Genomic DNA, 23,238 nt, shown 5'->3' with positions numbered 1-23,238 from the left:
TTTTTATAAGTAATTAATAAATAATAATAAAATTGAAATTTTTCAATTCTGGCACGCCCCTTGTAATAGTAGTAGCCAAACGTCTTGTGCATAGCACAATTTTCAAACAGAGCAGAGGGAGATCGCTCAAATGAAAATGGTTACGGCAATTATTAAGCCTTTCAAGCTGGATGACGTGCGTGAAGCACTGACCGAGCTTGGTGTAACTGGACTGACCGTTATGGAAGCCAAGGGGTTTGGGCGCCAAAAGGGTCAGACTGAAATTTATCGTGGCGCTGAATATGCAGTTAGCTTCTTACCAAAAGTTAAGTTGGAAGTCGCCGTAGAAGAAGCGCTCACCGAAAAGGTTGTGGAAGCCATTCAGTCTTCTGCAGGTACCGGTCGTATTGGCGATGGCAAAATCTTTGTCATGCCAATTGAAAAAGCTGTTCGTATTCGCACTGGCGAAACAGACAGCGCAGCTCTTTAATTCAGACAAATAGGAGCAAAAAATGCTTAACTTGAAGTCTCACAAAATCTGGATGGGCGCTGCGGTGACTGCGGCGGTTATGACAGCTACCCCTGCAATGGCGGAAGTCTCTGCAGAAACATCTTATGTATTTAACACATTTTCCTTTTTGATTAATGGCGCTTTGGTCATGTGGATGGCCGCTGGCTTTGCCATGTTGGAAGCTGGCCTTGTTCGTACCAAGAACACGGCCACCATCTGTTTAAAAAATATCGTTCTCTATTCTATCGCCGGCATCATGTATTACCTGATTGGCTATAGTCTGATGTATACAGACGTATCCGGCTTTATCGGATCATTAGGCGGTATATTCTATAACCCATCCGAAGCTGAATTGGCGCTCTTGAATGCTGATGAAGCAACAGCTGAGTTGGTAGCGCCTGTTGTTGAAGGTGGCTATTCCGTTGCATCTGATTGGTTCTTCCAAATGGTATTTGTGGCAACAACTGCATCTATCGTATCTGGTACTTTGGCAGAACGTATCAAATTCTGGCCTTTTATTATCTTCATTGTTGTTTTGACAGGCTTTATCTATCCAATTCAAGGTTCTTGGACATGGGGCGGCGGCTGGTTAGCTGAAATGGGCTTCTCCGATTTTGCTGGCTCTACAATTGTTCACTCTGTTGGTGGTTGGGCCGCGCTTGCTGGTGCGATCGTTCTTGGTGCTCGTAAAGGTAAGTATAACAAAGACGGTCAAGTATTGCCGCTTCCAGGTGCAAATTTACCATTGGCAACTTTGGGAACATTCATCCTATGGATGGGTTGGTTCGGCTTTAACGGTGGTTCTGTATTGGCCTTGGGCGATGCGGCCTCTGCGACATGGATGGCAATCGTCTTTACCAATACAAATCTTGCTGCTGCAGGTGGTGTGGTTGCTGCGACTTTGTTGACACAGGCACTCTATAAGAAGATTGACCTTACAATGGCCTTGAATGGTGCGTTGGCAGGCTTGGTATCCATCACAGCTGGTCCTGATTTAACAAACCACTTCTTGTCTATCGTGATCGGTGCAATTGGCGGTGCTTTGGTGGTGTTCACAATCCCATTATTGGACAAATTGAAAATCGATGATGTTGTTGGTGCGATTTCTGTTCACTTATTCGCAGGTATCTGGGGCACTTTGGCCGTGGCGATCTTTGGCGGTGGCGATTTGATCGTTCAGTTAACAGGTATCGTTGCGATTGGTATTTATTCCTTTGTTGTGAGCTTGGTTCTATTCGTGATCTTGAAAATGGTTATGGGTGTCCGTTGCTCTGAAGAAGACGAGATGTTGGGCTTGGATAAAGCTGAATTAGGTCTGGAAGCCTATCCAGAATTCGGCTCCGGCTCCCAAAAGTTTGGTGCATAAATCCGCACCTGAAAAAACGCAATCCCGCGTGGTAAACTATACCCCCGATCTTATTAAGGTCGGGGGCTTTTTTTTAATAGTAAAAAGGCTCGAAAAATCGAGCCTTAATGTCTTTAAAAATCCAAATCCGCATAATGTGGTGGCGGTGGGGCGCCCGGGATATGATCTGCCAATAATCCGCGGAAAGAGGGGCGTGATTTCACCTTTGCATACCAGTCCTTCGCACTTGGATGATCGGCCCATGGCACATCCCCAAGATAATCAACGCATGACAAATGGGCGGCAGCGGCAAGGTCAGCCAAGCTTAATTCATCTCCGGCCAGCCATTTGCGGCGATCGACCAGCCAATCAATATAGCTTAAATGGATGTGAATATTTTTATGTCCGGCGCGAATAGCGTTTGAATTAGGTTCTCCCAAACCCAGAAAACGTTTCATGATTTTTTCATTCACAAGATTTTGAATAACTTCATCTTGGAATTTTACATCAAACCATTCAATCAAACGGCGGGTTTCTGCGCGTTCTACTGCTCCCGTGCCGATTAAAGAGGGTGTGCCATACATTTCATCCAGATATTCGCAAATCACTTGTGATCCACAAACTTTGGTCCCGTCTTCATCCACGATAACGGGTACTTCACCTGTCGGATTTAGGGCTAGAAAATCAGCCTCGCGACGCCAGGTTTTTTCAATCTGCATGTTGAATTCCAGCTTTTTTTCCCCCATGAGCAATCGCACCTTGCGACAACCCGGTGAAAGCCAGAGATGGTATAATGTAATCATGATCGTTTGCATATAACCCTGCTTTGCCTGTCGTCGCAATGCTTGCGGTAAAGAATTTGTTAAGATTTTAGGAAAATCTTTCCCACAACAGCGAATTGAACGACACCAATCTGAAGATTTTGCCACTTTAAGGGCAGATTATGTCAAAATTTTGGAGGCCAGCTAAGAATTTGAAATCTTGAATATATTGGATTCCTTGGGGTTGTGTAGGATGTGGATCAAATTGGCATAAAAACTGCTTCTTCAAGGTCAAGTTTAACTGTGAACAAGACCTTTAGGAAAAAAGTGCCGAAATGATAGACGGAATTCGATCTTTCATGAATACGGGGTTAGGGACCCTATTGACCGCGCAATCCCAGCAATCACAAAAGCTGGAACAAGCGCAGGCAGCGGCACGTCTTGCAAAACAGCAAGAAGTTAAATTCAAAGATAATCCAGCGGTTGAAATTCGCTTATCCCCCCAAGCACAAGCATTAATGAAGGCATTTGAAGAGCGCAAAGCTGCTTTGGCCGCTAATGGTGAAGAAGCATCTGGTCAGGTCATCAATCTGGCTGATGAATTCCCATATGCAGGTCAGGAAAAGCGTGGAGAAGTGACGCGTCCAGCAGTTTCTGTAGCGCTTGATCGCATGTTGGCACAATATGGAACGCCTGACTATTCTGCAGAAAACCAGGAGAAATTAGATAGTTTATTCCTTCAACTTCAGCAAGAGCTTGGCCCAATCCGTGAATTCAATAAAATGCAAGAGGCAAGTCAAAATCAGGTTGTCGACGAAAATACAGGATATAAATCCAGTCTTGCTAAGATGAATGAACAAGGCGCCGAAGAAAGTGCAGAGGTATCTCAGCAACATCCTGCTCTTGAAGGGGCAGATGGATTAACCTCTATGGAACGTATTAAATCTGCGATCCTGTATTCAGAATTGGATAGAATTTTAGGTGGTGCTGGTGTGTATTTTGGCGGTGATCAGGTGATTTCCCAGTTGGATACCACAACTCAAGAGCGCGTTACGGAAGCGAAACGAGATTTAACGAAGATTATCACTGGTTCTGCGAATGGGCCAAGTTTGACGCCCGGTCAAGAAGCCCGTGTAGATGAGATTTATCGTGAAATTTCACGTATTCAAACACAAGCAGAAGATCGTAATGCAAGTAACCGAAAGCAAGCAGTGCGCAACTTGATTGATAGCAGTGCGAACCACAGTCGTGTCATTGATGCGGGTAATGCGTCCCTTGGTGGATAATACACAATTATTTGAATTTTAAATCTTTTTATAGATGATGCAGTAGTTATTTGCGGGCATTTCGATACTATGTTGATGCTGTAATCCATTTTGTTCCGCAATTGAAATAACATCTTCCAGATTACGAATACCCCAGCTGTCATCTCTTGATTTCAAGCTCATATCAAATTGTGCATTACTTTCAGCAGTATGTTGATTGCTGAATTTATAGGGGCCATACATAAAGAGTATACCGTCGGTTTTTAGGTGACGCCCCGCCCCGGATAGAAGGCCTATAGTGCAATCCCATGGACTAATATGGATCATATTTGCATTGTAAATAAGGTCTAACGGTTCAGTTTGCCAATCCTTCGATGTGACATCCAGATAACGGGCTTCTTTCATATTCGATCGGTTTTCTGCTTCACGATGGGCATTTGCACTGTCTATGTGAGCGGTTTCTATATCTGTTGGTTGCCAGATAAGCGCGGGAAATGATTTACTGAAATGCAGGCCGTGTTCTCCTGATCCACAGGCGATTTCTAATGCTTGGCCGGATGTGGGTATATATTCTTTTAAAACTTTTAAAATTGGCTCTTTGTTACGTGCTGTGGAGGGGGCATAAAGTCTTTTATCCGCGTTTATATCGGATTTTGTCGCTGTATGAAATATATTTCCCGCATTTATCATGTGAATTATTCTTATTTCCATTAAGTATAAGGTGAATTTCCATTAATATGGAGCAAAAATGAGCTTTTGTCGAATATTTGGGTTGCATTATTTGGTATGAGTTTTATATGTCTTTGCCAGTAATTTTATAACAATCGCCAAAAAGGATTTATCAGGAGTCCTGAAATTTAAATGAATGGCGTAAAATTGGAGTGATCGCAGATGACTTATGTAGTCACAGAAGATTGTATTAAATGTAAACACACCGATTGTGTAGAAGTTTGTCCTGTAGATTGTTTCTATGAGGGTGCCAATATGCTGGTGATCCATCCGGATGAATGTATCGATTGCGGTGTATGTGAGCCAGAATGTCCTGCGGATGCGATTTTGCCTGATACCGAAGCTGATGCTGAAAAATGGTTGGAACTCAACCGTGAGTATGCAGATAAATGGCCTGTGATTACGATGTTGAAGCCTGCACCAGCGGATGCCAATGAATGGCATGATACGCCAAATAAATTTAAAGAACATTTTGATCCAACCCCGGGTACTGGTGACGAGTAAGTCCTTATACCCTGAAATAAATTATTGGATTCCTTGAGAATCTTTTTGGGAACTTTAAGTTGACTCATGGTGAATCTAGCCTGAATCTTTTTTTGATTCAGGCTATGGGATTCCCCTTGAAATTATGTTACAATACATTCTTATTCGGCAGGATTTCGCTCAGCATTAATTTGTTAGGGCGATTTTCTTAATGAGTTCATACAGAGTTCATAAGGACAATTTTCACGAGATATTGAAAACAAGTCTCACATAGTAACGTAGCATTGGATTTTAATTGTTATGAGATTGTGAGTACCGCATGCATGGGATGATGCGGGAGGTCTTTGTTACTGTGAATTTTGGCTGAAACAGAAAGAAAAAAGAAAGTAGAAATTGGAATGTCTAAAGCTATGACTTTCACAAAAGGTGACCACGTTGTTTATCCGACACATGGCGTGGGTAAAGTTCAAGGTATCGAAGAAACAGAAGTTGCAGGTGAAAAGCTGGAACTGATTATTATCGAATTTGACAAAGATCGCATGATTTTGCGTGTGCCTGTGGCTAAAGCTGCAAATTCCGGTCTGCGTAGTTTGTCTTCCCCTGACATCATGAAAGATGCGTTGAAAACGTTAAAAGGCAAAAGCCGCGTCCGTCGCACCATGTGGTCTCGTCGTGCGCAGGAATATGAAGCAAAGATTAATTCTGGTGATCCAATTGCGATTGCCGAAGTGGTACGTGATCTTTTCCGCAATGCAAATCAACCAGATCAATCATATAGCGAGCGTCAACTATACCAAGCAGCCTTGGATCGTTTGGCCCGTGAATTTGCTGCTGTTGAAGAACTGCGCGAAGAAGAAGCGATTGAAAAACTGGAAACAATGCTGGAAAAAGCTGCAGCTTGACCCCTTTGTTGCATAAAAGTTTGAAAATACCGTTCTGTTTTGGCAGAGCGGTATTTTTTTACCTATATTTCACTTTACAGAAATGTCGGTTCCGGCCATATCATCTAAGTGGTTATTAAGATAGAAATCTCAATTTCGGGGGTAAGTGGCAAAGATGGCAGGACAAAATCCATTGGCTGTATTACGTGCCAATCGTCGAGTTTGGATTGTGGGTGCCATCCATAGCAATCTGTCTGCCCTAAAAGAAATACATCAAAAAATTGCTTCCCAAGCCCAATTTGGCGATCGTCTGGTTTATACTGGTAATATGATCGGTTATGGAGAGGAAACACAGCAAACTTTGGCAGAAATCATGAGTTTCAGACGATGGTTCTTATCCATCTGGCCTTACACCGATCTGGAAGATGTGGTTTATCTGCGTGGGCGTCAAGAAGAGATGCTGGCAAAGATGACGCAATTACATTTTGCGCCAAACCCGCAAGAAGTCTTGTATTATGTTTATAGCATGGGGCTTGAGCCGGTTCTTAAAATGTATGGCTTGAGCCGGGATCATTTAAATTCTGCGGCAGAAGAAGGCACAAATGCCTTGGTCGCGTTAACGGGCCGGTTAAGCACCAACATTCGAAATATGCCAGGGCATGATCCCTTTTTTAATAGTTTGAAGCATGCTGCCTATACGGAAGATGGGGTTATTCTTTGTGTAAGCAGTGGTTTGGACGGCGAGAAACCGCTGCAGAAACAAGGGGATAGCTTCTGGTGGAGTGGTGAAGATTTTCACAATTTGGGACATGCATATGGTGGTTTTTGCCGGATAATTCGTGGTTATGACCCGGCACATTCAGGGTTTAAGGAAACCGCTTTTACCGTCACTTTGGATAATGGGCCAAGAGATCAGCAAAAAATCTGTGCAGTGGGGTTGGATCGACAAGGTGAAGTATTTGAAACTTTTATTTCCAGCTAATCTTGAATTACTCTTAAATGTTCGGCAACGTCTAGGCGAATAAAGGGGCCGTTCCAGTTTTCAATTAAACCGCGTATTTCTATTTTGGTATCCTCAACATAAAGATTTCTTATTGTTTTTATATCGAAACGTTCATCGTTGGTGGGGATGCCAATGGTAAAATCATCCCGCCAGTTCGATCCAAAATTCAGGTATAAATAACTTCTTCGTTTGGCGGTTTGTGTGATGGTGCCAGTGGCAATGATAAAGCCGTTATATGGACCGTTATATTGATTGGCATCAAATCGTTTAAATTTACCTGTTCCCCAAAGACCAATATTTTGAAGGCGTGCTTCTTTCTCCGCTTTGTACAAAATATCGATGTGATCCGTAAAACCCGCATTGAGTTGCACACGGGCAAAACCAAGGCGAAGCAATTGAACATTAAGCCAGTTTTTTGGGTTTGGTTCTTTGGTTAAGGCATGAATGCGGCCAAAGAGATCATAATTGTCGCCTGTTGGTTGGATAACGAGTGTCTTGCCGACGGCATGATTTGAAAGCCATAGACGGGCTTTATCAAGAGTATAACCGGATAAGCCATGACTTTGAGGACGTTCAATGCCGCTTAAAACAATAGTATGCCCTGACTTTCCACGTAAGACAGGAAAATTCTGGATACCGATAATTTCATCTGTGAAGACTGGCGCAGAATTTTCCTCTGCGAATGCGGCATAATCACTTGCAAGAAAAGAAAGTAGTAAAAGAAATCCGACTTTTACTTGCTTCTGTAAAACAGACATGGCACCAATTTATTAAGACGTATGAATAAGCGTTTATAGATTAATATGGATTGCGTTAAAGGAAAGTCTTTTATGAGCCGTCACAGACTTTATCCCCCAATTGAGCCTTACAATCATGGTCATTTGAGACCTGATGGGCATCATGAAATTTATTGGGAGGAAGTCGGCACGCCCACCGGTATACCGGTTGTGTTTTTGCATGGTGGCCCCGGCGCTGGCTGTAACCCCATGCACCGTCGTTTCTTTAATCCACAATATTATCGAGTGATCTTAATGGATCAACGTGGTTGCGGACGGTCGCGACCTAATGGGTCTTTGGAAAATAATACGACCCAAGATCTTATTGAAGATCTTGAAAACCTGCGCGACCTGTTGGGGATTGAAAGTTGGATCGTATTTGGCGGTTCCTGGGGATCGACATTGGCGCTCGCCTATGCGCAAGCTTTTCCAGACCGCATGAAAGCTTTGGTTTTACGCGGTGTCTTTTGTGGGCGTCAGCAAGAATTGGATTGGTTTTTTCACGGTGTGAAGCATGTTTATCCAGAGGCGCAGGAAAAGCTGCAAAACTTCCTGCCTGTTGATGAACAGGACGATATTTTAGGTAATTACTATAAGCGCCTTTGTGATCCGGATCCATCAATTCATGGGCCTGCCGCGCGTGTTTGGGCCGTATTCGAAGCCAGTTGTGTGGCGTTAGAGCCAGATATGAAGGCTATTGAAAATATGATTAATCCCGAAGCAGATTTAGCTATTTCGCGTCTGGAAGCACATTATATGATCAATGATTTATTTTTGAATAACGTACCGATTTTAGAAAATATGCATAAAATTCAACATCTTCCAGGGTATATTGTGCAGGGCCGTTATGATGCAATTTGTCCACCTGTCACTGCATATGAACTGCACAACAACTGGCCTAAGTCAGAATTAACGATGTTGCATGATGCAGGTCATTCCGCATCCGAACCAAGTATTGCGCAAAACTTGGTCAAGATCATGGATAAACTGGCAAAAACGTTTTCCGGATCAGCTTAAATCCAAAAAGGCGGAAATTAATCGCCGAGATGCAGCCACAGGTGATTGTTGTTTGTGACGCACTTCTGCTTCTGCTTCTTCCAGTTTGACTTTTAATTTTGGGTGTAGACGTAAACGATCAATCAAGCCATCGCTTAATTCAGTCCAGAGCCATGCCGCGGCTTGTGCTTCACGTCGGTCATCCAAGGTGCCATTTTCATGCATCAGTGAGAAAAAGTTACTAATATGACCCCATGCAATATCCAACCCTTCTTGTTTTAGGGCGGATACTGTTTCTACAGGGACCTGCCAATCCGCGGTTACCGGGCGTAACATATGAAGTGCACTTCGATAGTCGGCTTTGGAACGCTTTGCCGTGCGCAACAAGTCACCATCTGCTTTATTGACCAAGACCATATCGGCAAGTTCCACAATGCCCTTTTTGATGCCTTGTAGCTCATCTCCGCCGGATGGCAAAAGAAGCAATAAGAACATGTCTGTCATTTCTGATACGGCAGTTTCTGATTGTCCAACCCCGACCGTTTCTACAAAAATGACATCAAATCCGGCCGCCTCGCATACCAGCATAGCTTCACGGCTGCGCCTTGCGACACCTCCTAACGATTTCCCCGCTGGGCTTGGGCGAATAAATGCCTCTTGACGGCGTGATAGGCTTTCCATGCGGGTTTTATCCCCTAGGATTGAACCGCCACTTACCCGGCTAGATGGGTCAACTGCAAGCACCGCTAATTTATGTCCCTGATCGATCACATGCATGCCAAAGGATTCAATGAAGGTAGATTTACCAACCCCCGGTACACCAGAAATACCGATACGTCTTGCATTACCGGTATGAGGCAGCAATTTTTCCAATAAGGCATCTGCTTGGTCGCGATGATCTGGACGAGTGGATTCAACCAAAGTAATTGCCTGAGCCAAGGCCCGGCGATTGCCTTCAAGAATACGATCAGCGATTTGGGATATATCGACCATTTTTGCTTATGTCTTTAAGTTATAGATATGAATGCGTTTAATGAGGTTTCTTGGTGTTTTTATTGGCGTCGGATAATTGGGGCCCGAACATGACCTCACCAAGTGCGCGAAGACGCGCTTTTTCTTCAAGGGGCAAATGATCTAGATTTTCCTGTTTTTGCCGATAAATCATCATTGCGTCTTGAACAGCTTTCAAATGATTAGGGTCGTGACCTGCGATTTTTTCTTCCATAGCAATTGTTTGTTCGGCTTCTAAAATAGCTTGTTTAATCAAACTCGCCGGATCGTCACCCGTATGTGGTGCGCTTGCTTTTTGATGATGAGTTGAAGGCTTAGCAGTGGGTTTTTTGGCAGCTTTTTTTGATGGTTTTTTCTTACCATCATCAGTCAATAATTCTGCCAATTTCTTAAACATAGTTTCATCCTTTAGCTGCCGATCCCAGTTTAAGCTGATTTGCTTAGGATGTTGAGAAAAATCTAGGAAGATCTTGTTTTTCTTTCCCGATAGCCAATGTAGAGGCCGCTTAATATAATCACACCACTGCCCAACCATGTGGAATCGGCAGGGATTTCCCCGAAAACTAAATAACCAAAAATAGCGCCAACGATCAATTCTTGATATTGGAGAGGGGCCAATAAAGCGGCTTCCATATATTTGGTAGCTACGATGATGAGACCATGTCCCGTAGCAGCAGCTGCACCAACACCGGCCATTAGCAGAGCGGCCTCTAAAGTCAGTTCTGACCAATTCATGAACGCTAGGATTGAAAGAGCCGCAGTCCCCAGAACACCTTGATATAAAAGGCTGACAAGAGCCGGATTATCGCCTGTAGTCTTGCGTGTCACGGTGATATAAACCCCAAATAATGCACCAGCACTAAGTGCATAAAGGGCAGGCCACTGAAACACGCCTGATCCCGGTTGAATAATAATCATTGCGCCAGCGAAACCAATGATAACGGCGATCCAGCGGTGAATTCCCACTTTTTCACCGAGAATAGGAACACTCAAAGCCGTTACAACTAAGGGCGCAACAAAAGCGAGTGATAAAGCATCTGCTAAGGGGACAGTATGTAATGAGGAAAAGAAGCAGAAGGTTGCAATCACAATGGTGAGGGCACGAAAAGTTTGAACCTTCAGGTTTTTTGGAATGAAACCGCTTGGTCCAAATTTTACCAATACAATTGGCATTAAAAATAGCATATGGAAGAAATAGCGTCCAAAAGTAACCTGACCACTATGATATCCCATGGTAGTCAGTATTTTTGCGATACCATCCCCCATCGGGACAACAATATAAGCTGCAACACCCAAAATAAGGCCCAGCATCAAGTTTTGATGTGTCGAAGAAGACTGGATTACAGCTTGTGTCATTTTTTGGGTCCTTAAATATCTGCGCCGCCTTGGCCTACATAATCCGCTAATCTATGCAGTGGGGGGTCGATAATCCCACAATCATCTAAATGTTTGACCGTGTTGAGTAGATAGTCACGATTGCTACCTGCACTGCCATGGGCACGCACAATCATTGAAATGGTTTCATCCTCACTTAAGTCGCCTGCATATTGAGGGTGATGACGATCGACAACAAAAGTATGGCAGTTCAATGTATCACCATGCTCATTCTTTGGATGCACCATGGCAGGTTCATAGACGCCTGTGACCATTTCACGTTCCCATAAATAATCCATGGCAGGGCGCGCTTGATCTGCAGAACAACGAATGGCCGACCCGTGACATTCGCCCCCTTGATCCAAACCAAGGACAAGACCCGGAACTTCTGGTGTACCCCGATATCTATGAGATTGAACGCAGAAAGAACGGCTCCACCCCTCTAGAATGACAGATTGGATTTCTTCATGTTCAAAGCCAGGATTCCACATTAAAGATCCATACCCAAATACCCAGATTTCCTCGCCGTCTGGCAAGCTGTCCAATAACTCCCGTTTCATATGATCGCGAACAGCCGGATCAAGTTTCGGATAAGCATTAGGGGGGTCGATTGGCGGTAACATGTTGCTTTGGTTGCCTTCTAGATCGAATTTACTGATATATTATGTTGTTTATAGGCTAGTTTAACTTCGTGCACCAGTCAGATTATACTGGAAATTAATCATAAATCTTGTGCCATAAATTTGCCTTATAGGTTAGTCATAAGACTTATCTTTAAAAAATTCGCAAAAATTCGGGCCTCCATACTGGAAACAATCTGATGTATCTATTATAAAAAGAGCAAGGGAAATACTGGCCTTTTATGGGCTTTGCATGCAGTGAATGCATATTAGACAAATGGTTGAAATTTATGACTTCTGAAAATAATCGCCCAAATCCTGTTGTTGTTTGTATTCTGGATGGCTGGGGTGAACGCGCCTCCTCTGAAAATAACGCGATCTTACAGGCGAATACACCAAACTGGGACAAGATTTCAGCAACTTATCCAAAGGCCAATTTACAAGCATCAGAAACCTTTGTGGGCTTGCCAAGTGGGCAAATGGGAAATTCCGAAGTTGGTCATATGAATTTGGGTGCTGGCCGCGTTGTTTTACAAGATCTTCCACGTATTGATGAAGCGCTCGATAGTGGCACATTTAAATCCAATCCGCGTTTGATTGCTTTTATAGAAAAAATGAAAGCAACGGGTGGTGTTGTTCATTTAACAGGTTTGTTGTCACCGGGTGGCGTGCATGCGCATCAGGACCATATGGCGAAACTGGCAAATCATCTGATTGAAGAGGGTCTGACTGTTAAGTTGCATGCGATTTTGGATGGTCGTGATACACCGCCACAAAGTGCAAAACCGTTCGTTGAAACTTTTATGGAAATGTCTCCACAAACCGAAGTTGCAACTATTTCTGGTCGTTTCTATGCAATGGATCGTGATAATAACTGGGATCGTGTTTCCTTGGCGGTTGACGCTATGTCCGCTGCAAAAGGTGAAAAGGCAGAAGATGTGCTTTCTGCGATTGATGCTTCATACGCAGATGAAAAATATGACGAGTTTGTATTACCAACTGTAATTGGTGATTATGCAGGTATGCAAGATGGTGATGGGGTGTTTATGGCAAATTTCCGTGCAGATCGTGCACGTGAAATTTTATCGGCTTTCCTTGATCCAAATTTTGATGGCTATGACGTCTCTAAGCCTGTTCAATTTGCCGATGCTTTGGGCATGGTTGAATATTCTAAGGCACATAATGCATTTCTTGGAACTGTCTTCCCACCAGAAGAGCTATCCAATACTTTGGGAGCTGTTGTTTCGGCCAATGGTTTAAAGCAATTACGTATCGCTGAAACTGAAAAATACGCCCATGTAACTTTCTTCTTTAATGGGGGTGAAGAAACTGTTTTTGAAGGGGAAGAACGAATTTTGATACCATCTCCGAAGGTGAAAACCTATGACATGCAACCAGAAATGTCTGCGCCGGAAGTGGCGGATAATTTGGTTGATGCTATTGAGAATAAGCGTTTTGACTTGATTGTCGTGAATTTCGCGAATACCGATATGGTTGGGCATACAGGGAACCTGAAGGCAGCGATCAAGGCTGTAGAAGCCGTTGATGGATGTGTTGGTCGTTTGGTTAAGGCCCTTGAAACTGTAGGTGGTGCGATGCTGGTGACAGCTGATCATGGGAATGCGGAAATGATGGTGGACGAAGGCACTGGCCAATCACATACTGCCCATACATTAAACCCTGTACCATTAATCCTTGTAAACTCAGTGGATGGAGTGAGTGGTTTATCATCTGGCCGTTTGGCGGATGTGGCACCAACGGTTCTTGATTTATTAAATATCGATCAACCTGCTGAAATGACGGGACAAAGTCTGATTCAATATGCACAACAATCTGCGGCAGAATAAAATAGCGAATAAATCTGGTAAGAAGCGATCGCTCGGGCGAGTGATCGGTGCTTTGTTATGCCTGTCTTCTGTTTTTGGATTACCATCTGTCGCTAATGCAGAAAGTGAAGAAGAACTTCAACGTCTGCAAGCCAATATTGAAAAAGAAACACGGATCAAAGAAATTTTTGAGATGCAAGCACGCGCCTTGCAGCAAGAAGCGCGGAACTTGCGAAGTCAACTGATCGAAGCCGCAAGTCGCACGCAGGATCAGGAATATCTGATTGATAATTTGAATGAACGTTTGGCAGAATTAAAAGATGATGTGGCTTATCGCAAAAATCGATTAGATGAACGATCGGCGCAGCTAAGTGGCACATTGGGCGCGCTTACCAAGTTATCTGACGATTCTGCATCGGCATTTTTTCTATTTCCGGGGACACCGCGTCAATCAGTACATAGTGCCATGTTGCTTAAATCTGCTGTTCCTGCCTTGCGGGATCGTGCTTTTGTCTTAAAAGAAGAATTAGACTCTTTGGCAGCTGTTGAAACGGATATTCATCAACAACTTGCTTCACTTGAAACAGCAGGTGTGAGGCTTCAAGAAGAACAGGCCTCTTTGAAAGCGCTACTTTCAAGAAAGAAACAACTGGCGCAAAAACAAGCAGCACGTCAAGCAGCTTCACAAAAGCGAATTGATAAATTGGTTCGTGAAGCCAAATCCATGCAGGATTTGCTGGAGAAATTAAACAAAATACGCCCCTCAACGCGCCCAGAAAATACCGAGCAAACACCGGCTTCTATTCCGAGTGACATTATCATGGCCAAACCGTCATCTGTCCGGGCTTTTCCAAATTCAGGTCGTTTACCCTATCCGGTGTCAGGCAAAGTGGTTCAACGTTATGGACAGGATTTGGGATTTGGCCAGACTGCAAAGGGAATCAAAATTAAAACACGGGCTGCTGCACAGGCGATAGCCCCTCATGATGGGCAGATTGCTTTTGCAGGGCCCTTTAGAGATCATGGGTTGATTGTCATTATTGAACATGAAGGTGGGTATCATACAATTTTATCCGGATTAGACTTAGCTAATGTGGTCACAGGACAATGGGTTTTGTCAGGTGAACCCATTGGGTCCATGTCACAATCTCGTGAAAATGGCTTGGAATTATATGTGGAATTACGACGTAATGGGAAACCCCTAAACCCGTTACGTTGGTTTAAACGAGGATAGGGAAAATAGATAAGCTTATTTCCTTAATGTTTTGTGACATTTACCGTGACAAAGTAAAGGAAATCGGCGAAAGTTGAATTCAACGTCTTAGTAATTTAATTGATTTTCGCAATAGGCATCGTTGTAGATTGGTATCGGATATAAAGATGAAGAAATTTCTTGGTGTAACAGGTTGGGCAGCTGCATTGGCTTTAGGGGGCACTATTTTGATGTCCAATTCCTCGGCACAAACAGAGGAAACTTATCCTGACACATTGACTAATTTACGTATGTTGGGCGATGTGATGGAGCATATTCGCGAAAATTATGTTGATGAAGTAAATGAAAAAGACCTGATTGAAGCGGCAATTCAAGGCATGTTAACTTCACTTGATCCGCATTCTACATTTTTACCGCCAAGTGATTTTGAAGATATGCAACAAGACACCAAAGGTGAGTTTGGCGGACTGGGTATTGAAGTCACTATGGAAGATGGTTGGGTGAAAGTTGTGTCCCCAATTGATGATACACCAGCCTATAAAGCAGGTATCGAAGCAGGTGATTATATTACCCATTTAGATGGCGAACCTGTTCAAGGTCTGACTTTGGATCAGGCGGTTGAAAGAATGCGTGGCATGGTTGGTGAAGACATTGTTTTGACTATTGCGCGCAAAGGTCAAGAACCTTTCGATGTTACAATCACACGCGATACCATTAAGATGCGTGCGGTTCGTTATCGCATGGAAGATGACGATGTGGGTTATATCCGTATCTCCCGTTTCAGTGAACAAACACAGCCTGGTCTTGATAAAGCGTTGAAACGTTTAAAGGAAGAGTCTGAAGGTGAGTTGAAAGGGTATGTTCTAGATTTGCGAAATAACCCAGGTGGTTTATTAAACCAAGCCATTTCTGTGAGTGATACCTTCTTGGAACGTGGTATCGTTGTTTCTACCCGTGGGCGTGATGGTCGTGATGCACAAGACTTCCGTGCAGGCGCTGGGGATGATGCAGATGGTTTGCCTGTTGTGGTGTTGATCAATGGTGGTTCAGCCTCTGCTTCTGAAATTGTGGCCGGGGCGCTGCAAGATCACGGTCGGGCGATTATCATGGGGACAAAAAGCTTCGGTAAGGGATCTGTGCAATCGATCATGCCGTTATCTTACGGTGATGCAGCTATAAAGATGACTACGCAACGTTACTACACACCAAGTGGGGATTCCATTCAGGCGACTGGTATTGAGCCAGATATTATTGTGGAACAGGCACGTTTGGAAACTGTTGAATCCCGTTTTCGTACCCAAGAATCTGATCTTCGTAATTCCTTGAAAAACCCAGATGGTGAAGAAGAGGAAGGCGTAAATGATAAAACTACGGAGCCGGAAGAGGAAACAGCAGAAGATAATTCAAATGAAATTCAGGATTATCAGTTAGAACAAGCTGTAAGAATGGTTAAGGGCGTTTCGATCTTCCAAAATATGCATGAAAACTAGGATTGAATATTGTTGAAGTTGATAGGGGCTGAGTAGCAGGTTGGGTAAATTCTCGTTACCAAGTTTGAAAGCGATCAAATTGCCTTTTCGTAAAGGCGAATCCTCGTTGCATGACCCTATTGAGGATGATGATTCTGGCGATCCATTTGACTATGATGCGCCGTCTAAGTTTCAAAAGATGCTGCCATGGTTGCTGGTTGCTGGCGCCTATTTTCTGACAGTTGCCGGTGTTGCGGGCACCTATCTTTATCTTGATAGTCAGGCTGAACAAATTGAGCAGGAACTGATTGACCAGCGTCCGAGTAATTTGATCGAAGAGATCAAGATTACGAAATCAACCGATAATACAGAAACCGAAGCAACAGAAACATCTGAGGATGTGTCTGGTGAAGAAGATGATAAGGCGGAAGATGTCAGTTCAGATGAGATGGCTGAAAATGCTTCAACCGAAGAGCCAATCACATCGACTGATGCTGAGACTGATGAGCCTGCGGTTCGTGATTACGGGAGAATGATGCTTCCGCATCCTGATCCAAGCTTGATTGAAGAAAGCAAGGAAGGTCCTCTGCCTAAAATAGCGGATGATGGGCGTGAGCCATGGCGGGTTTATTCGCGTCCGTTTAATTCTTTTGAAACGCGTCCAAAAGTTGCTGTTGTAATGGTGGATCTTGGTATTTCTCGTAAAGCGACAACCGAAGCATTGGAGCGTTTACCGGGTGAGGTGACTTTTGCCTTTGCACCCTATACACCTCAATTACCGAGTTGGATCGCGAAGGCGCGTGATACAGGGCATGAAGTTATGCTGACCTTGCCGATGGAACCCATTGATTTTCCAAAAAGCGATCCTGGACCTTATGCGCTTTATACCAATCTGGAAGCAGCTCAAAATACCAAAAAGTTAAACTGGATTATGAGTCGTGCTACAGGTTATGTGGGGCTGATTTCTTATCAAGGTTCCAAATATTTATCATCTGAATCCCATGTACGTCTTTTAGCAGCACGTATGAAAGCGCGTGGATTGTTGTATATGGATAGTTTTTATTCACCTGTGAATGCAGCTCCAAAGATGATGGAACTGACCGCTGTGCCTTATATCATTATGGATGAAATTATTGATACGCCGCCGGGTCGTGCAGATGTCTCAAGAAAATTAAAAATGATTGAAGAGATTGCTCTGCAAAAAGGGGTGGCTGTGGCGATTGCGCATCCATATAGCGCGACAATTAAACAAATTGAACGCTGGTCCGAAGGATTAGATGAAAAAGGATTGGCTTTGGTGCCTGTGACTTCTGTCGCTATTGAAGGTTTACAGAAGTAATCTTACATAAAGAATTGATTTTAAGATTTAAAGAATACGGAAGAAAAAATGACTGACGATCGCCCCTACCGCCCCTGTGTTGGCTTGATGCTTATCAATGATCGTGGTGACGTATTTGTAGGGGATCGTATTGATACACCGGGGGCTCACTGGCAGATGCCACAAGGTGGCATTGATGACGGTGAAACGGCCGAGGTTGCTGCTTTGCGTGAACTGGAAGAAGAAATAGGAACTGCTAAAGCGCGTATTTTAGCTGAATCGGAAGATTGGTATGCCTATGACTTACCAAAAGATTTGTCTCGTAAGATTTGGAAGGGGCGATATCGTGGTCAAAAGCAGAAATGGTTCTTATTGGCATTTGAAGGGGATGATGGAGACATTCGTCTTGATGCGCATTATCAAGAATTTTCCGATTGGCAATGGGCGCCGTTTGATGAGCTAACTGATCTGATTGTACCTTTTAAGCGAGATACTTATGAGAAAGTTACGACGGAATTCCGTAGCTTTGTTACCGATTATCTACATGGCAAAATTTAAGCGAAAGCAAAGTTAGGAATAGATTATGAAACGATGCCATGTTGGAAAAGTTGTGAAGTTATCAGTCTATGCTTTCGGGCTTTTAGGGGCTGTAATGTCTTTGCCCTTGGGACATATTGCCCAAGCAAACACAAATGATAATGAAGTTTCAACGCGTCCTTATTATGGTCTTTATCTATCTGGTCGATATGCAAATCTGAATTCTGATTTTGATAATGCGGTTGCAATTTTAACAGAAGCCGTACGTCGTAATTCAGAACATGGTAACGATGTAGAACCTGTTTTGATCGGGGAACTACGTGATTCATTATTGCGTTTTGGAGATATTGAAAAAGCGATCTCTTTTTCTGAGATTCTAGGTCAAAGCGGTTCATCTGACTATAACACACGCATGTTACTTCTAGCGAAGGCTGTGCATGCAGGTGATTTTGCAACGGCGCAAGAACTGGCGAAGAAAATCCCAAATGGTCGTGTTTTTAATGTTATCAAGAATTTGCTTAAAGGCTGGATTGCTGTTGGTTTAAATAATAAACAGCTCGCTCTTTCTGAAATTAGCCAATTGAAAGAACGTTTTCCAGGTCTATACAGTTTTATGAAAGGGCAAATGCTGAACCAGTTAGGTGACTATAAAGGCGCGGAAGAAGCCTATATGGAACCCGAAGGGTATGTAAGCCCCATGCAATTGCCAACCGTCACATTCAGGGCTTATATCCGATCAATTTTCAATCAAGGCCGGAAAGATGAAGTACGCGATCTTGTGACAGAGTTTATTTCTAAGATTGGTGATGGCCCAGCATTGAGCGAAGATTTACGCCTTCTGATGGAAGGTAAAGAATTAGTGCCATTGGTTAAGACGGCTGAACAAGGTTTGGGTGAGGCGGTTTATCAAGTTGCACAATTTTTAAATGCGCCTACCAATGATCTGGTTCTGGATTTAACTCGCGTTGCAGAATATTTTCATCCTGAACATCGCAACATAAAAATGTCAGTGGCCCAATATATGATGGGGAATGAACGTTTTGATGAAGCCGTTGCAGTATATGATCAAGTGAAGGATTTATATCCTTTCTTCTGGCAATCCGAGATTTATAAAGCGGAAGCTATTTGGGAAAAGGGCGATAAGGAAAAAGCGCTGGATTTGCTGGATGATATTGCCAGTGATCGTCCAAGCGATTTGGTCGCATTGGATTCCATGGCACGGTTTTATAATCGAGACCAAAATTACCAAGATATGGCGAAAACCATGGATCGCTTAATTGGTCGTATTAATGCGCCCACACATGCCCATTGGGGATATTATTATTTACAAGGTATCTCTTATGAACGTTTGAAAGAATGGCCAATAGCAGAAAAAGCATTTTTGAAGGCGCTTGAGTTGAGCCCGGATGAGCCTGATGTATTAAACTATCTTGGTTATACATGGGTAGATAAAGGTCTACATCTTGAAAAAGCACAAGGGATGCTGCGAAAAGCGGTGGACGCACGTCGCGGTAGTGGTGCCATCGCTGATAGTTTGGGATGGGCCTATTACAAGCTTGGTAAATATGAAGATGCGGTAAAGCTTTTGGAACGTGCGGTTGCGCTTGATCCAAATGAAGCTGTTATTGTGGAACATCTTGGCGATGCTTATTGGCAAGTGGGACGCAAACGTGAAGCACGTTTTCAATGGAACAGGGCAATGAAGTGGCCAAGTGAAGAAGTTGATGTCGACGCTGTGCGTGAGAAGCTTCAAAAAGGCCTATAACTTCACCCTGAGGGATCATGGTAAAAAGTATCGAAGAATTCGCAGCCGCCAAGGTTAATTTAGACCTCTTGGTCACGGGCAAACGTGAAGATGGCTATCATTTATTGGATAGCTTGGTGGTATTTACCGAATTTGGTGACCATATTCGGGTAAGCGAAGCAGAAGAGCTTAGTCTGGACGTTTCAGGCCCTTATAAAGCTGCGGTGCCGCTAGATGGAAGTAACTTGGTGCTAAAGGCGGCGAAAGCTCTTCAAACGAAACTGAATATTAAAACAGGTGCAAAGATACATCTGGAAAAGAATATCCCCGCCGCTGCAGGGGTCGGCGGTGGGTCTGCCGATGCTGCTGCAACCTTGAAAGCTTTGATGCGTCTCTGGGATATCAAAATGCCTGTGGAAGAGCTCTCTGAGCTGGGATTGACGTTAGGGGCAGATATTCCTGTCTGTCTTCTCTCCCAATCTGCGATTATGCGTGGTGTTGGCGAAGATATTCGAAAAATCGCGCCTCTCCCGCCTTTATATATGTTATTGGTAAATCCCGGTGTGTCTTTGTCCACACCTGACGTATTTAAAGCGCGTGCAGCAGAACTTTCAGATATAGCTGATCGTTCTGCCTTAATGGATAAAACCCTGTCCCGACAGGATTTCCTAAACCTTTGTCTGGCACAAAAAAATGACCTGACAGAAGCCGCGGCCAATTTAGCGCCTGTAGTGACAGAAGTCCTGAATGTGATCGAAAAACAGTCCGATTGCCTTATGGTCAGAATGTCTGGAAGTGGGGCCACATGCTTTGGATTATTTGCTGATATAGAGGCGGCTGATATGGCAAAAAACGCCGTTTTACGCTATAATACAGACTGGTGGGCAGAGGCCGCGCCGATAAAGATGTAGTTTTTGTAAAAAAAATGCATTTTTTCGCATTTTGCCTCTTGTCATTACCGGACGAAAACAATAAATTGCGCGCCAACACACTGATGGGGTGTAGCCAAGCGGTAAGGCATCGGGTTTTGATCTCGTGTACCGTAGGTTCGAATCCTACCACCCCAGCCAATAGAACCCTTTAAGCCAATGGTTTAAAGGGTTTTTTTATTACTTAAATTCTGCATAATCATATCTTCTATGATAATTATGGAAGAATAATGATTAAGTTTCTTGGCAGTATATTACTTCTTTTAATAGTTGGGTGTGACAATCAGGAAGATAAGAAGTTTCACGATATGAGCTTTGATGACCTATTTGCTCATACTGATGTTTTTAATTTAGCAAAAGCGGTGGAGAAAGAGGATTTAACATTTATCAAGGATTGGCATGAAAAAGGCCGTAGTTTCGATCAATACGGCAATGAGAATGCGACAGTTTTGTACTGGGCTTTGGAAAACAGAAAATTTCATAGCTTTAAATCGCTATTAGAACTTGGTGCAAATCCAAATATTCCTGTTAAATGTTCGAAGCAGATATATTGCTATGAGCTTTATCTAACGTTTCTGGCAATTGATAATAAGCAGTTGAGTTATTTTGAAAAGCTCTTAGAGTTTGGCGCAAATCCCAACCAACTTAATTTTAATGGAAAAGCATTGATACAGCGTGCTATAGAAACTGGAGATCAACAAAATATTGAAATGTTACTCGCGTTCGGAGCAGATGTGAATATTGTAACGGATCAATATCCGTTTCCACCAGTTTATATGGTAGTGATTTTAAGAAAGTATCATCTATTTGACTTACTTATGGTGAATGGGGCCAGTATTGAGGAAGTCGAAAATGTCAGATTTACGTTTGCAGAGTTAGTTGATCGAGAAATACAATTTGCCGAAAAGAACTTGGTTTCCATTCCGACAGATTTACTAGATATAAAAAGAAAAATCTCTGGTAGTTGAAGATAAATTAGGCGTCTTCGATCGTCATTCCGAGTGATCAGTGTCACAAATCCACTATGATATAATTCTCTTACCTAGCAACGGTGATTTGGACATTTTGCTTGCGATTATAATAGCGTTTGGCCCAATAGGTAACGGTATCATCCATATAGGCTTGTAATTCACTCATAGAGACCTGACCGTCTTCATTGCCATATAGCGGTCCATCAGCTTCCCCTTTCATGCCTTTGATATAGTGATAGGTGAAAAGGCTATTTTCTTTATCTTGTTTCCAGCTGGCGAGCTGATTGGTGGAACCGGCGGTTATCACGTTCAGTTTTGGAGGAATTGTTGTTTCCTCTGTATTCATAAAGACGGGGGATGCATTACGAATGACGGAGCCTGCGTTACTATTTCCGGAAAAGCAGCTTTCCAGAATAACCGTGGTGGATTTTGTATGTATCTGACTGAGGTTTTTATAAAGCAGATCGAGTGGATATCCATCTAGATGGATGGTATCGGCTGTGGCATTAACAGGTACCAGATAGGCTTCTCCATCCGGTCCGGGTGCCCCATGACCTGCATAGTAAACATAAAGATCGGAACGGCCCTCTCTTACCCAACTATAGGCGCGTCCCTGATGGGTTCTTTCATTGCCAAAAACGCGCTCTATTTCAGCTTTCGTTGCATTGTTTAAATAGATAATATTTTCTTCATGAACACCTAAATTTTCCATGGCGAAATTCTTGAAGATCAGCCCGTCATTTTGAGCAGGCGTAACATCAGGGATATCTTGACCGTTGGTCGTGTAATCCTTATTCCCGATAATCACCGCTATACTTGCTGGGTTTGGGTCGCTTTTATAGCTGTGGGCTGAAGAGATGGATAAATTCAAAGGTTTAGGCGATAGGGTCTGCGTTTCTGGAACTTCTGTATTTTCAGTTTCAGCATTTACAATTTTTACCGATGGCTCTTTCAGTGGTTTGGGAGCTATTGGTTTTTTGTGAGACTTTGGGGGCCGTGGCTTTTTAGGAGCCGCGCCAGCAACTTGTATAGGTGAATTTTTAGGTCGTTCAGGCGTATGTAATTTAACCAGATTTAAGAATTGTTTTTTATTAACAAATTTGGTTCTCTTATTATTGATTTTAGATAATCTGCATTTTCCATAGCTTTCATTGAAACCACCAATTTTGGCAAAAAAAGCACGGCATTCTTCGATTAAATCCTTATATGTCTGCATCGGATTTTTGGTAACAATCCCACCAAAATACGAGGTCTTTGAGCCATACCAATCCTTTTCAACCAAAAGCTTCACATGGGGGTAAGTATCCCAATTGTTGTATTCCACGCGGGTCATTTGTTTTGCATGACCCGAATGACTTATGAGTAAGACATAAATTATAGATAGAAAGAAGCTATGAACCGCTTTAGGCAATTTTTCTATCCTCCCTTGAGACCGTAGATTATTTAGAGCCTGATCTAGTTTAGATATGATTATCATTTTTTAGGTAACGATCCAAA

The 23,238-nt window shown here is 43.2% G+C and carries 23 protein-coding genes and 1 tRNA gene; 16 read left to right on the top strand and 8 right to left on the bottom strand.

Annotated features, from left to right (window positions below):
* Positions 1-130: 130 nt before the first annotated feature.
* Positions 131-469, top strand: a complete 339-nt coding sequence (locus E1160_RS11260) for a P-II family nitrogen regulator (protein ID WP_155155260.1) — start codon at positions 131-133, stop codon at positions 467-469.
* Between the two features lie 22 nt (positions 470-491).
* Complete coding sequence (gene amt / locus E1160_RS11255; RefSeq protein ID WP_218048852.1) at positions 492-1,856, top strand: ammonium transporter; 1,365 nt, start codon at positions 492-494, stop codon at positions 1,854-1,856.
* Between the two features lie 113 nt (positions 1,857-1,969).
* Here amt and fzlA read toward each other — a convergent pair whose 3' ends face one another.
* Entirely contained in the window at positions 1,970-2,638 is a 669-nt protein-coding gene (gene fzlA / locus E1160_RS11250; protein WP_155155262.1) for an FtsZ-binding protein FzlA, read from the bottom strand.
* 293 nt (positions 2,639-2,931) lie between these two features.
* On the opposite strand from fzlA, the gene E1160_RS11245 reads away from it, so the two are divergent.
* Positions 2,932-3,882 (top strand): hypothetical protein, encoded by a 951-nt coding sequence (locus E1160_RS11245; RefSeq protein ID WP_155155259.1) that lies wholly within the window; start codon positions 2,932-2,934, stop codon positions 3,880-3,882.
* A gap of 18 nt (positions 3,883-3,900) precedes the next feature.
* Here E1160_RS11245 and E1160_RS11240 read toward each other — a convergent pair whose 3' ends face one another.
* Complete coding sequence (locus tag E1160_RS11240) at positions 3,901-4,551, bottom strand: DUF938 domain-containing protein (RefSeq protein ID WP_218048851.1); 651 nt, start codon at positions 4,549-4,551, stop codon at positions 3,901-3,903.
* Between the two features lie 201 nt (positions 4,552-4,752).
* On the opposite strand from E1160_RS11240, the gene fdxA reads away from it, so the two are divergent.
* From fdxA to E1160_RS11225, 3 genes are all read left to right on the top strand, one after another.
* Entirely contained in the window at positions 4,753-5,094 is a 342-nt protein-coding gene (fdxA, locus tag E1160_RS11235; RefSeq protein WP_155155257.1) for a ferredoxin FdxA, read from the top strand.
* 377 nt (positions 5,095-5,471) lie between these two features.
* A complete protein-coding gene (locus E1160_RS11230; RefSeq protein ID WP_155155256.1) occupies positions 5,472-5,975 on the top strand; it encodes a CarD family transcriptional regulator in 504 nt (167 codons plus the stop codon).
* Between the two features lie 154 nt (positions 5,976-6,129).
* On the top strand, positions 6,130-6,936 hold the full coding sequence (locus E1160_RS11225) for a metallophosphoesterase family protein (RefSeq protein WP_155155255.1): 807 nt from the start codon (positions 6,130-6,132) through the stop codon (positions 6,934-6,936).
* Here the strand turns inward: E1160_RS11225 and E1160_RS11220 are convergent.
* Positions 6,933-7,715: a thermonuclease family protein gene (locus E1160_RS11220; RefSeq protein ID WP_155155254.1), complete on the bottom strand. Its 783-nt coding sequence runs from the start codon at positions 7,713-7,715 to the stop codon at positions 6,933-6,935. The genes E1160_RS11225 and E1160_RS11220 overlap by 4 nt on opposite strands.
* Positions 7,716-7,787: 72 nt before the next feature.
* On the opposite strand from E1160_RS11220, the gene pip reads away from it, so the two are divergent.
* Positions 7,788-8,750, top strand: coding sequence for a prolyl aminopeptidase (gene pip, locus E1160_RS11215; RefSeq protein WP_155155253.1), 963 nt, complete (start codon positions 7,788-7,790; stop codon positions 8,748-8,750).
* On the opposite strand, the gene meaB is transcribed toward pip, so the two are convergent.
* The 4 genes from meaB to E1160_RS11195 all read right to left on the bottom strand — a co-directional run bounded on the left by meaB (position 8,742) and on the right by E1160_RS11195 (position 11,737).
* Positions 8,742-9,722 carry a methylmalonyl Co-A mutase-associated GTPase MeaB gene (gene meaB / locus E1160_RS11210; RefSeq protein WP_155155252.1) on the bottom strand — a complete coding sequence of 327 codons (981 nt, stop codon included), beginning with the start codon at positions 9,720-9,722 and terminating at the stop codon, positions 8,742-8,744. The genes pip and meaB overlap by 9 nt on opposite strands.
* Positions 9,723-9,759: 37 nt before the next feature.
* Entirely contained in the window at positions 9,760-10,137 is a 378-nt protein-coding gene (locus E1160_RS11205) for a hypothetical protein (RefSeq protein WP_155155251.1), read from the bottom strand.
* 62 nt (positions 10,138-10,199) lie between these two features.
* Positions 10,200-11,096: a DMT family transporter gene (locus tag E1160_RS11200; RefSeq protein ID WP_155155250.1), complete on the bottom strand. Its 897-nt coding sequence runs from the start codon at positions 11,094-11,096 to the stop codon at positions 10,200-10,202.
* Between the two features lie 11 nt (positions 11,097-11,107).
* Entirely contained in the window at positions 11,108-11,737 is a 630-nt protein-coding gene (locus tag E1160_RS11195) for a gamma-glutamylcyclotransferase (protein WP_155155249.1), read from the bottom strand.
* Positions 11,738-12,024: 287 nt separating this feature from the next.
* Here E1160_RS11195 and gpmI point away from each other — a divergent pair, with 287 nt between their 5' ends.
* The 9 genes from gpmI to E1160_RS11150 all read left to right on the top strand — a co-directional run bounded on the left by gpmI (position 12,025) and on the right by E1160_RS11150 (position 21,738).
* Positions 12,025-13,581: a 2,3-bisphosphoglycerate-independent phosphoglycerate mutase gene (gene gpmI / locus E1160_RS11190; protein WP_155155248.1), complete on the top strand. Its 1,557-nt coding sequence runs from the start codon at positions 12,025-12,027 to the stop codon at positions 13,579-13,581.
* Positions 13,556-14,794, top strand: coding sequence for a murein hydrolase activator EnvC family protein (locus E1160_RS11185; RefSeq protein WP_155155247.1), 1,239 nt, complete (start codon positions 13,556-13,558; stop codon positions 14,792-14,794). The genes gpmI and E1160_RS11185 overlap by 26 nt, the downstream gene beginning before the upstream one ends.
* Before the next feature lie 146 nt (positions 14,795-14,940).
* Positions 14,941-16,263: a S41 family peptidase gene (locus tag E1160_RS11180; protein WP_155155246.1), complete on the top strand. Its 1,323-nt coding sequence runs from the start codon at positions 14,941-14,943 to the stop codon at positions 16,261-16,263.
* Between the two features lie 40 nt (positions 16,264-16,303).
* A complete protein-coding gene (locus E1160_RS11175; protein WP_155155245.1) occupies positions 16,304-17,581 on the top strand; it encodes a divergent polysaccharide deacetylase family protein in 1,278 nt (425 codons plus the stop codon).
* A 48-nt stretch (positions 17,582-17,629) separates the two neighbouring features.
* Positions 17,630-18,118, top strand: a complete 489-nt coding sequence (locus tag E1160_RS11170; RefSeq protein WP_155155244.1) for an RNA pyrophosphohydrolase — start codon at positions 17,630-17,632, stop codon at positions 18,116-18,118.
* 25 nt (positions 18,119-18,143) lie between these two features.
* Positions 18,144-19,862, top strand: a complete 1,719-nt coding sequence (locus E1160_RS11165) for a tetratricopeptide repeat protein (RefSeq protein WP_155155243.1) — start codon at positions 18,144-18,146, stop codon at positions 19,860-19,862.
* Positions 19,863-19,879: 17 nt separating this feature from the next.
* Complete coding sequence (locus E1160_RS11160) at positions 19,880-20,752, top strand: 4-(cytidine 5'-diphospho)-2-C-methyl-D-erythritol kinase (protein WP_155155242.1); 873 nt, start codon at positions 19,880-19,882, stop codon at positions 20,750-20,752.
* 84 nt (positions 20,753-20,836) lie between these two features.
* A tRNA-Gln gene (locus E1160_RS11155) sits at positions 20,837-20,911 on the top strand.
* A gap of 89 nt (positions 20,912-21,000) precedes the next feature.
* Positions 21,001-21,738, top strand: a complete 738-nt coding sequence (locus E1160_RS11150; RefSeq protein ID WP_155155241.1) for an ankyrin repeat domain-containing protein — start codon at positions 21,001-21,003, stop codon at positions 21,736-21,738.
* A gap of 70 nt (positions 21,739-21,808) precedes the next feature.
* Here the strand turns inward: E1160_RS11150 and E1160_RS11145 are convergent, their stop codons facing one another.
* Entirely contained in the window at positions 21,809-23,152 is a 1,344-nt protein-coding gene (locus E1160_RS11145; protein ID WP_218048850.1) for a caspase family protein, read from the bottom strand.
* Positions 23,153-23,238 lie beyond the last annotated feature (86 nt).

It is taken from the genome of Curvivirga aplysinae (genome assembly GCF_009711445.1).
Taxonomy (GTDB): domain Bacteria; phylum Pseudomonadota; class Alphaproteobacteria; order UBA8366; family Aestuariispiraceae; genus Curvivirga; species Curvivirga aplysinae.
The sequence above is the reverse complement of the archived record's forward strand: the minus strand, read 5'-3'. Positions and strand labels throughout refer to the sequence as shown.

Coding starts and splice junctions, on each gene's coding strand:
- fdxA (WP_155155257.1), top strand. CDS start 4,753: ATGACTTATGTAGTCACAGAAGATTGTATTAAATGTAAACACACCGAT.
- E1160_RS11185 (WP_155155247.1), top strand. CDS start 13,556: ATGCACAACAATCTGCGGCAGAATAAAATAGCGAATAAATCTGGTAAG.
- E1160_RS11165 (WP_155155243.1), top strand. CDS start 18,144: ATGAAACGATGCCATGTTGGAAAAGTTGTGAAGTTATCAGTCTATGCT.
- E1160_RS11195 (WP_155155249.1), bottom strand. CDS start 11,737: ATGTTACCGCCAATCGACCCCCCTAATGCTTATCCGAAACTTGATCCG.
- E1160_RS11220 (WP_155155254.1), bottom strand. CDS start 7,715: ATGTCTGTTTTACAGAAGCAAGTAAAAGTCGGATTTCTTTTACTACTT.
- E1160_RS11200 (WP_155155250.1), bottom strand. CDS start 11,096: ATGACACAAGCTGTAATCCAGTCTTCTTCGACACATCAAAACTTGATG.
- E1160_RS11260 (WP_155155260.1), top strand. CDS start 131: ATGAAAATGGTTACGGCAATTATTAAGCCTTTCAAGCTGGATGACGTG.
- E1160_RS11170 (WP_155155244.1), top strand. CDS start 17,630: ATGACTGACGATCGCCCCTACCGCCCCTGTGTTGGCTTGATGCTTATC.
- meaB (WP_155155252.1), bottom strand. CDS start 9,722: ATGGTCGATATATCCCAAATCGCTGATCGTATTCTTGAAGGCAATCGC.
- E1160_RS11180 (WP_155155246.1), top strand. CDS start 14,941: ATGAAGAAATTTCTTGGTGTAACAGGTTGGGCAGCTGCATTGGCTTTA.
- E1160_RS11205 (WP_155155251.1), bottom strand. CDS start 10,137: ATGTTTAAGAAATTGGCAGAATTATTGACTGATGATGGTAAGAAAAAA.
- fzlA (WP_155155262.1), bottom strand. CDS start 2,638: ATGATTACATTATACCATCTCTGGCTTTCACCGGGTTGTCGCAAGGTG.
- E1160_RS11160 (WP_155155242.1), top strand. CDS start 19,880: ATGGTAAAAAGTATCGAAGAATTCGCAGCCGCCAAGGTTAATTTAGAC.
- E1160_RS11245 (WP_155155259.1), top strand. CDS start 2,932: ATGATAGACGGAATTCGATCTTTCATGAATACGGGGTTAGGGACCCTA.
- gpmI (WP_155155248.1), top strand. CDS start 12,025: ATGACTTCTGAAAATAATCGCCCAAATCCTGTTGTTGTTTGTATTCTG.
- E1160_RS11150 (WP_155155241.1), top strand. CDS start 21,001: ATGATTAAGTTTCTTGGCAGTATATTACTTCTTTTAATAGTTGGGTGT.
- E1160_RS11240 (WP_218048851.1), bottom strand. CDS start 4,551: ATGATAAATGCGGGAAATATATTTCATACAGCGACAAAATCCGATATA.
- pip (WP_155155253.1), top strand. CDS start 7,788: ATGAGCCGTCACAGACTTTATCCCCCAATTGAGCCTTACAATCATGGT.
- E1160_RS11225 (WP_155155255.1), top strand. CDS start 6,130: ATGGCAGGACAAAATCCATTGGCTGTATTACGTGCCAATCGTCGAGTT.
- amt (WP_218048852.1), top strand. CDS start 492: ATGCTTAACTTGAAGTCTCACAAAATCTGGATGGGCGCTGCGGTGACT.
- E1160_RS11230 (WP_155155256.1), top strand. CDS start 5,472: ATGTCTAAAGCTATGACTTTCACAAAAGGTGACCACGTTGTTTATCCG.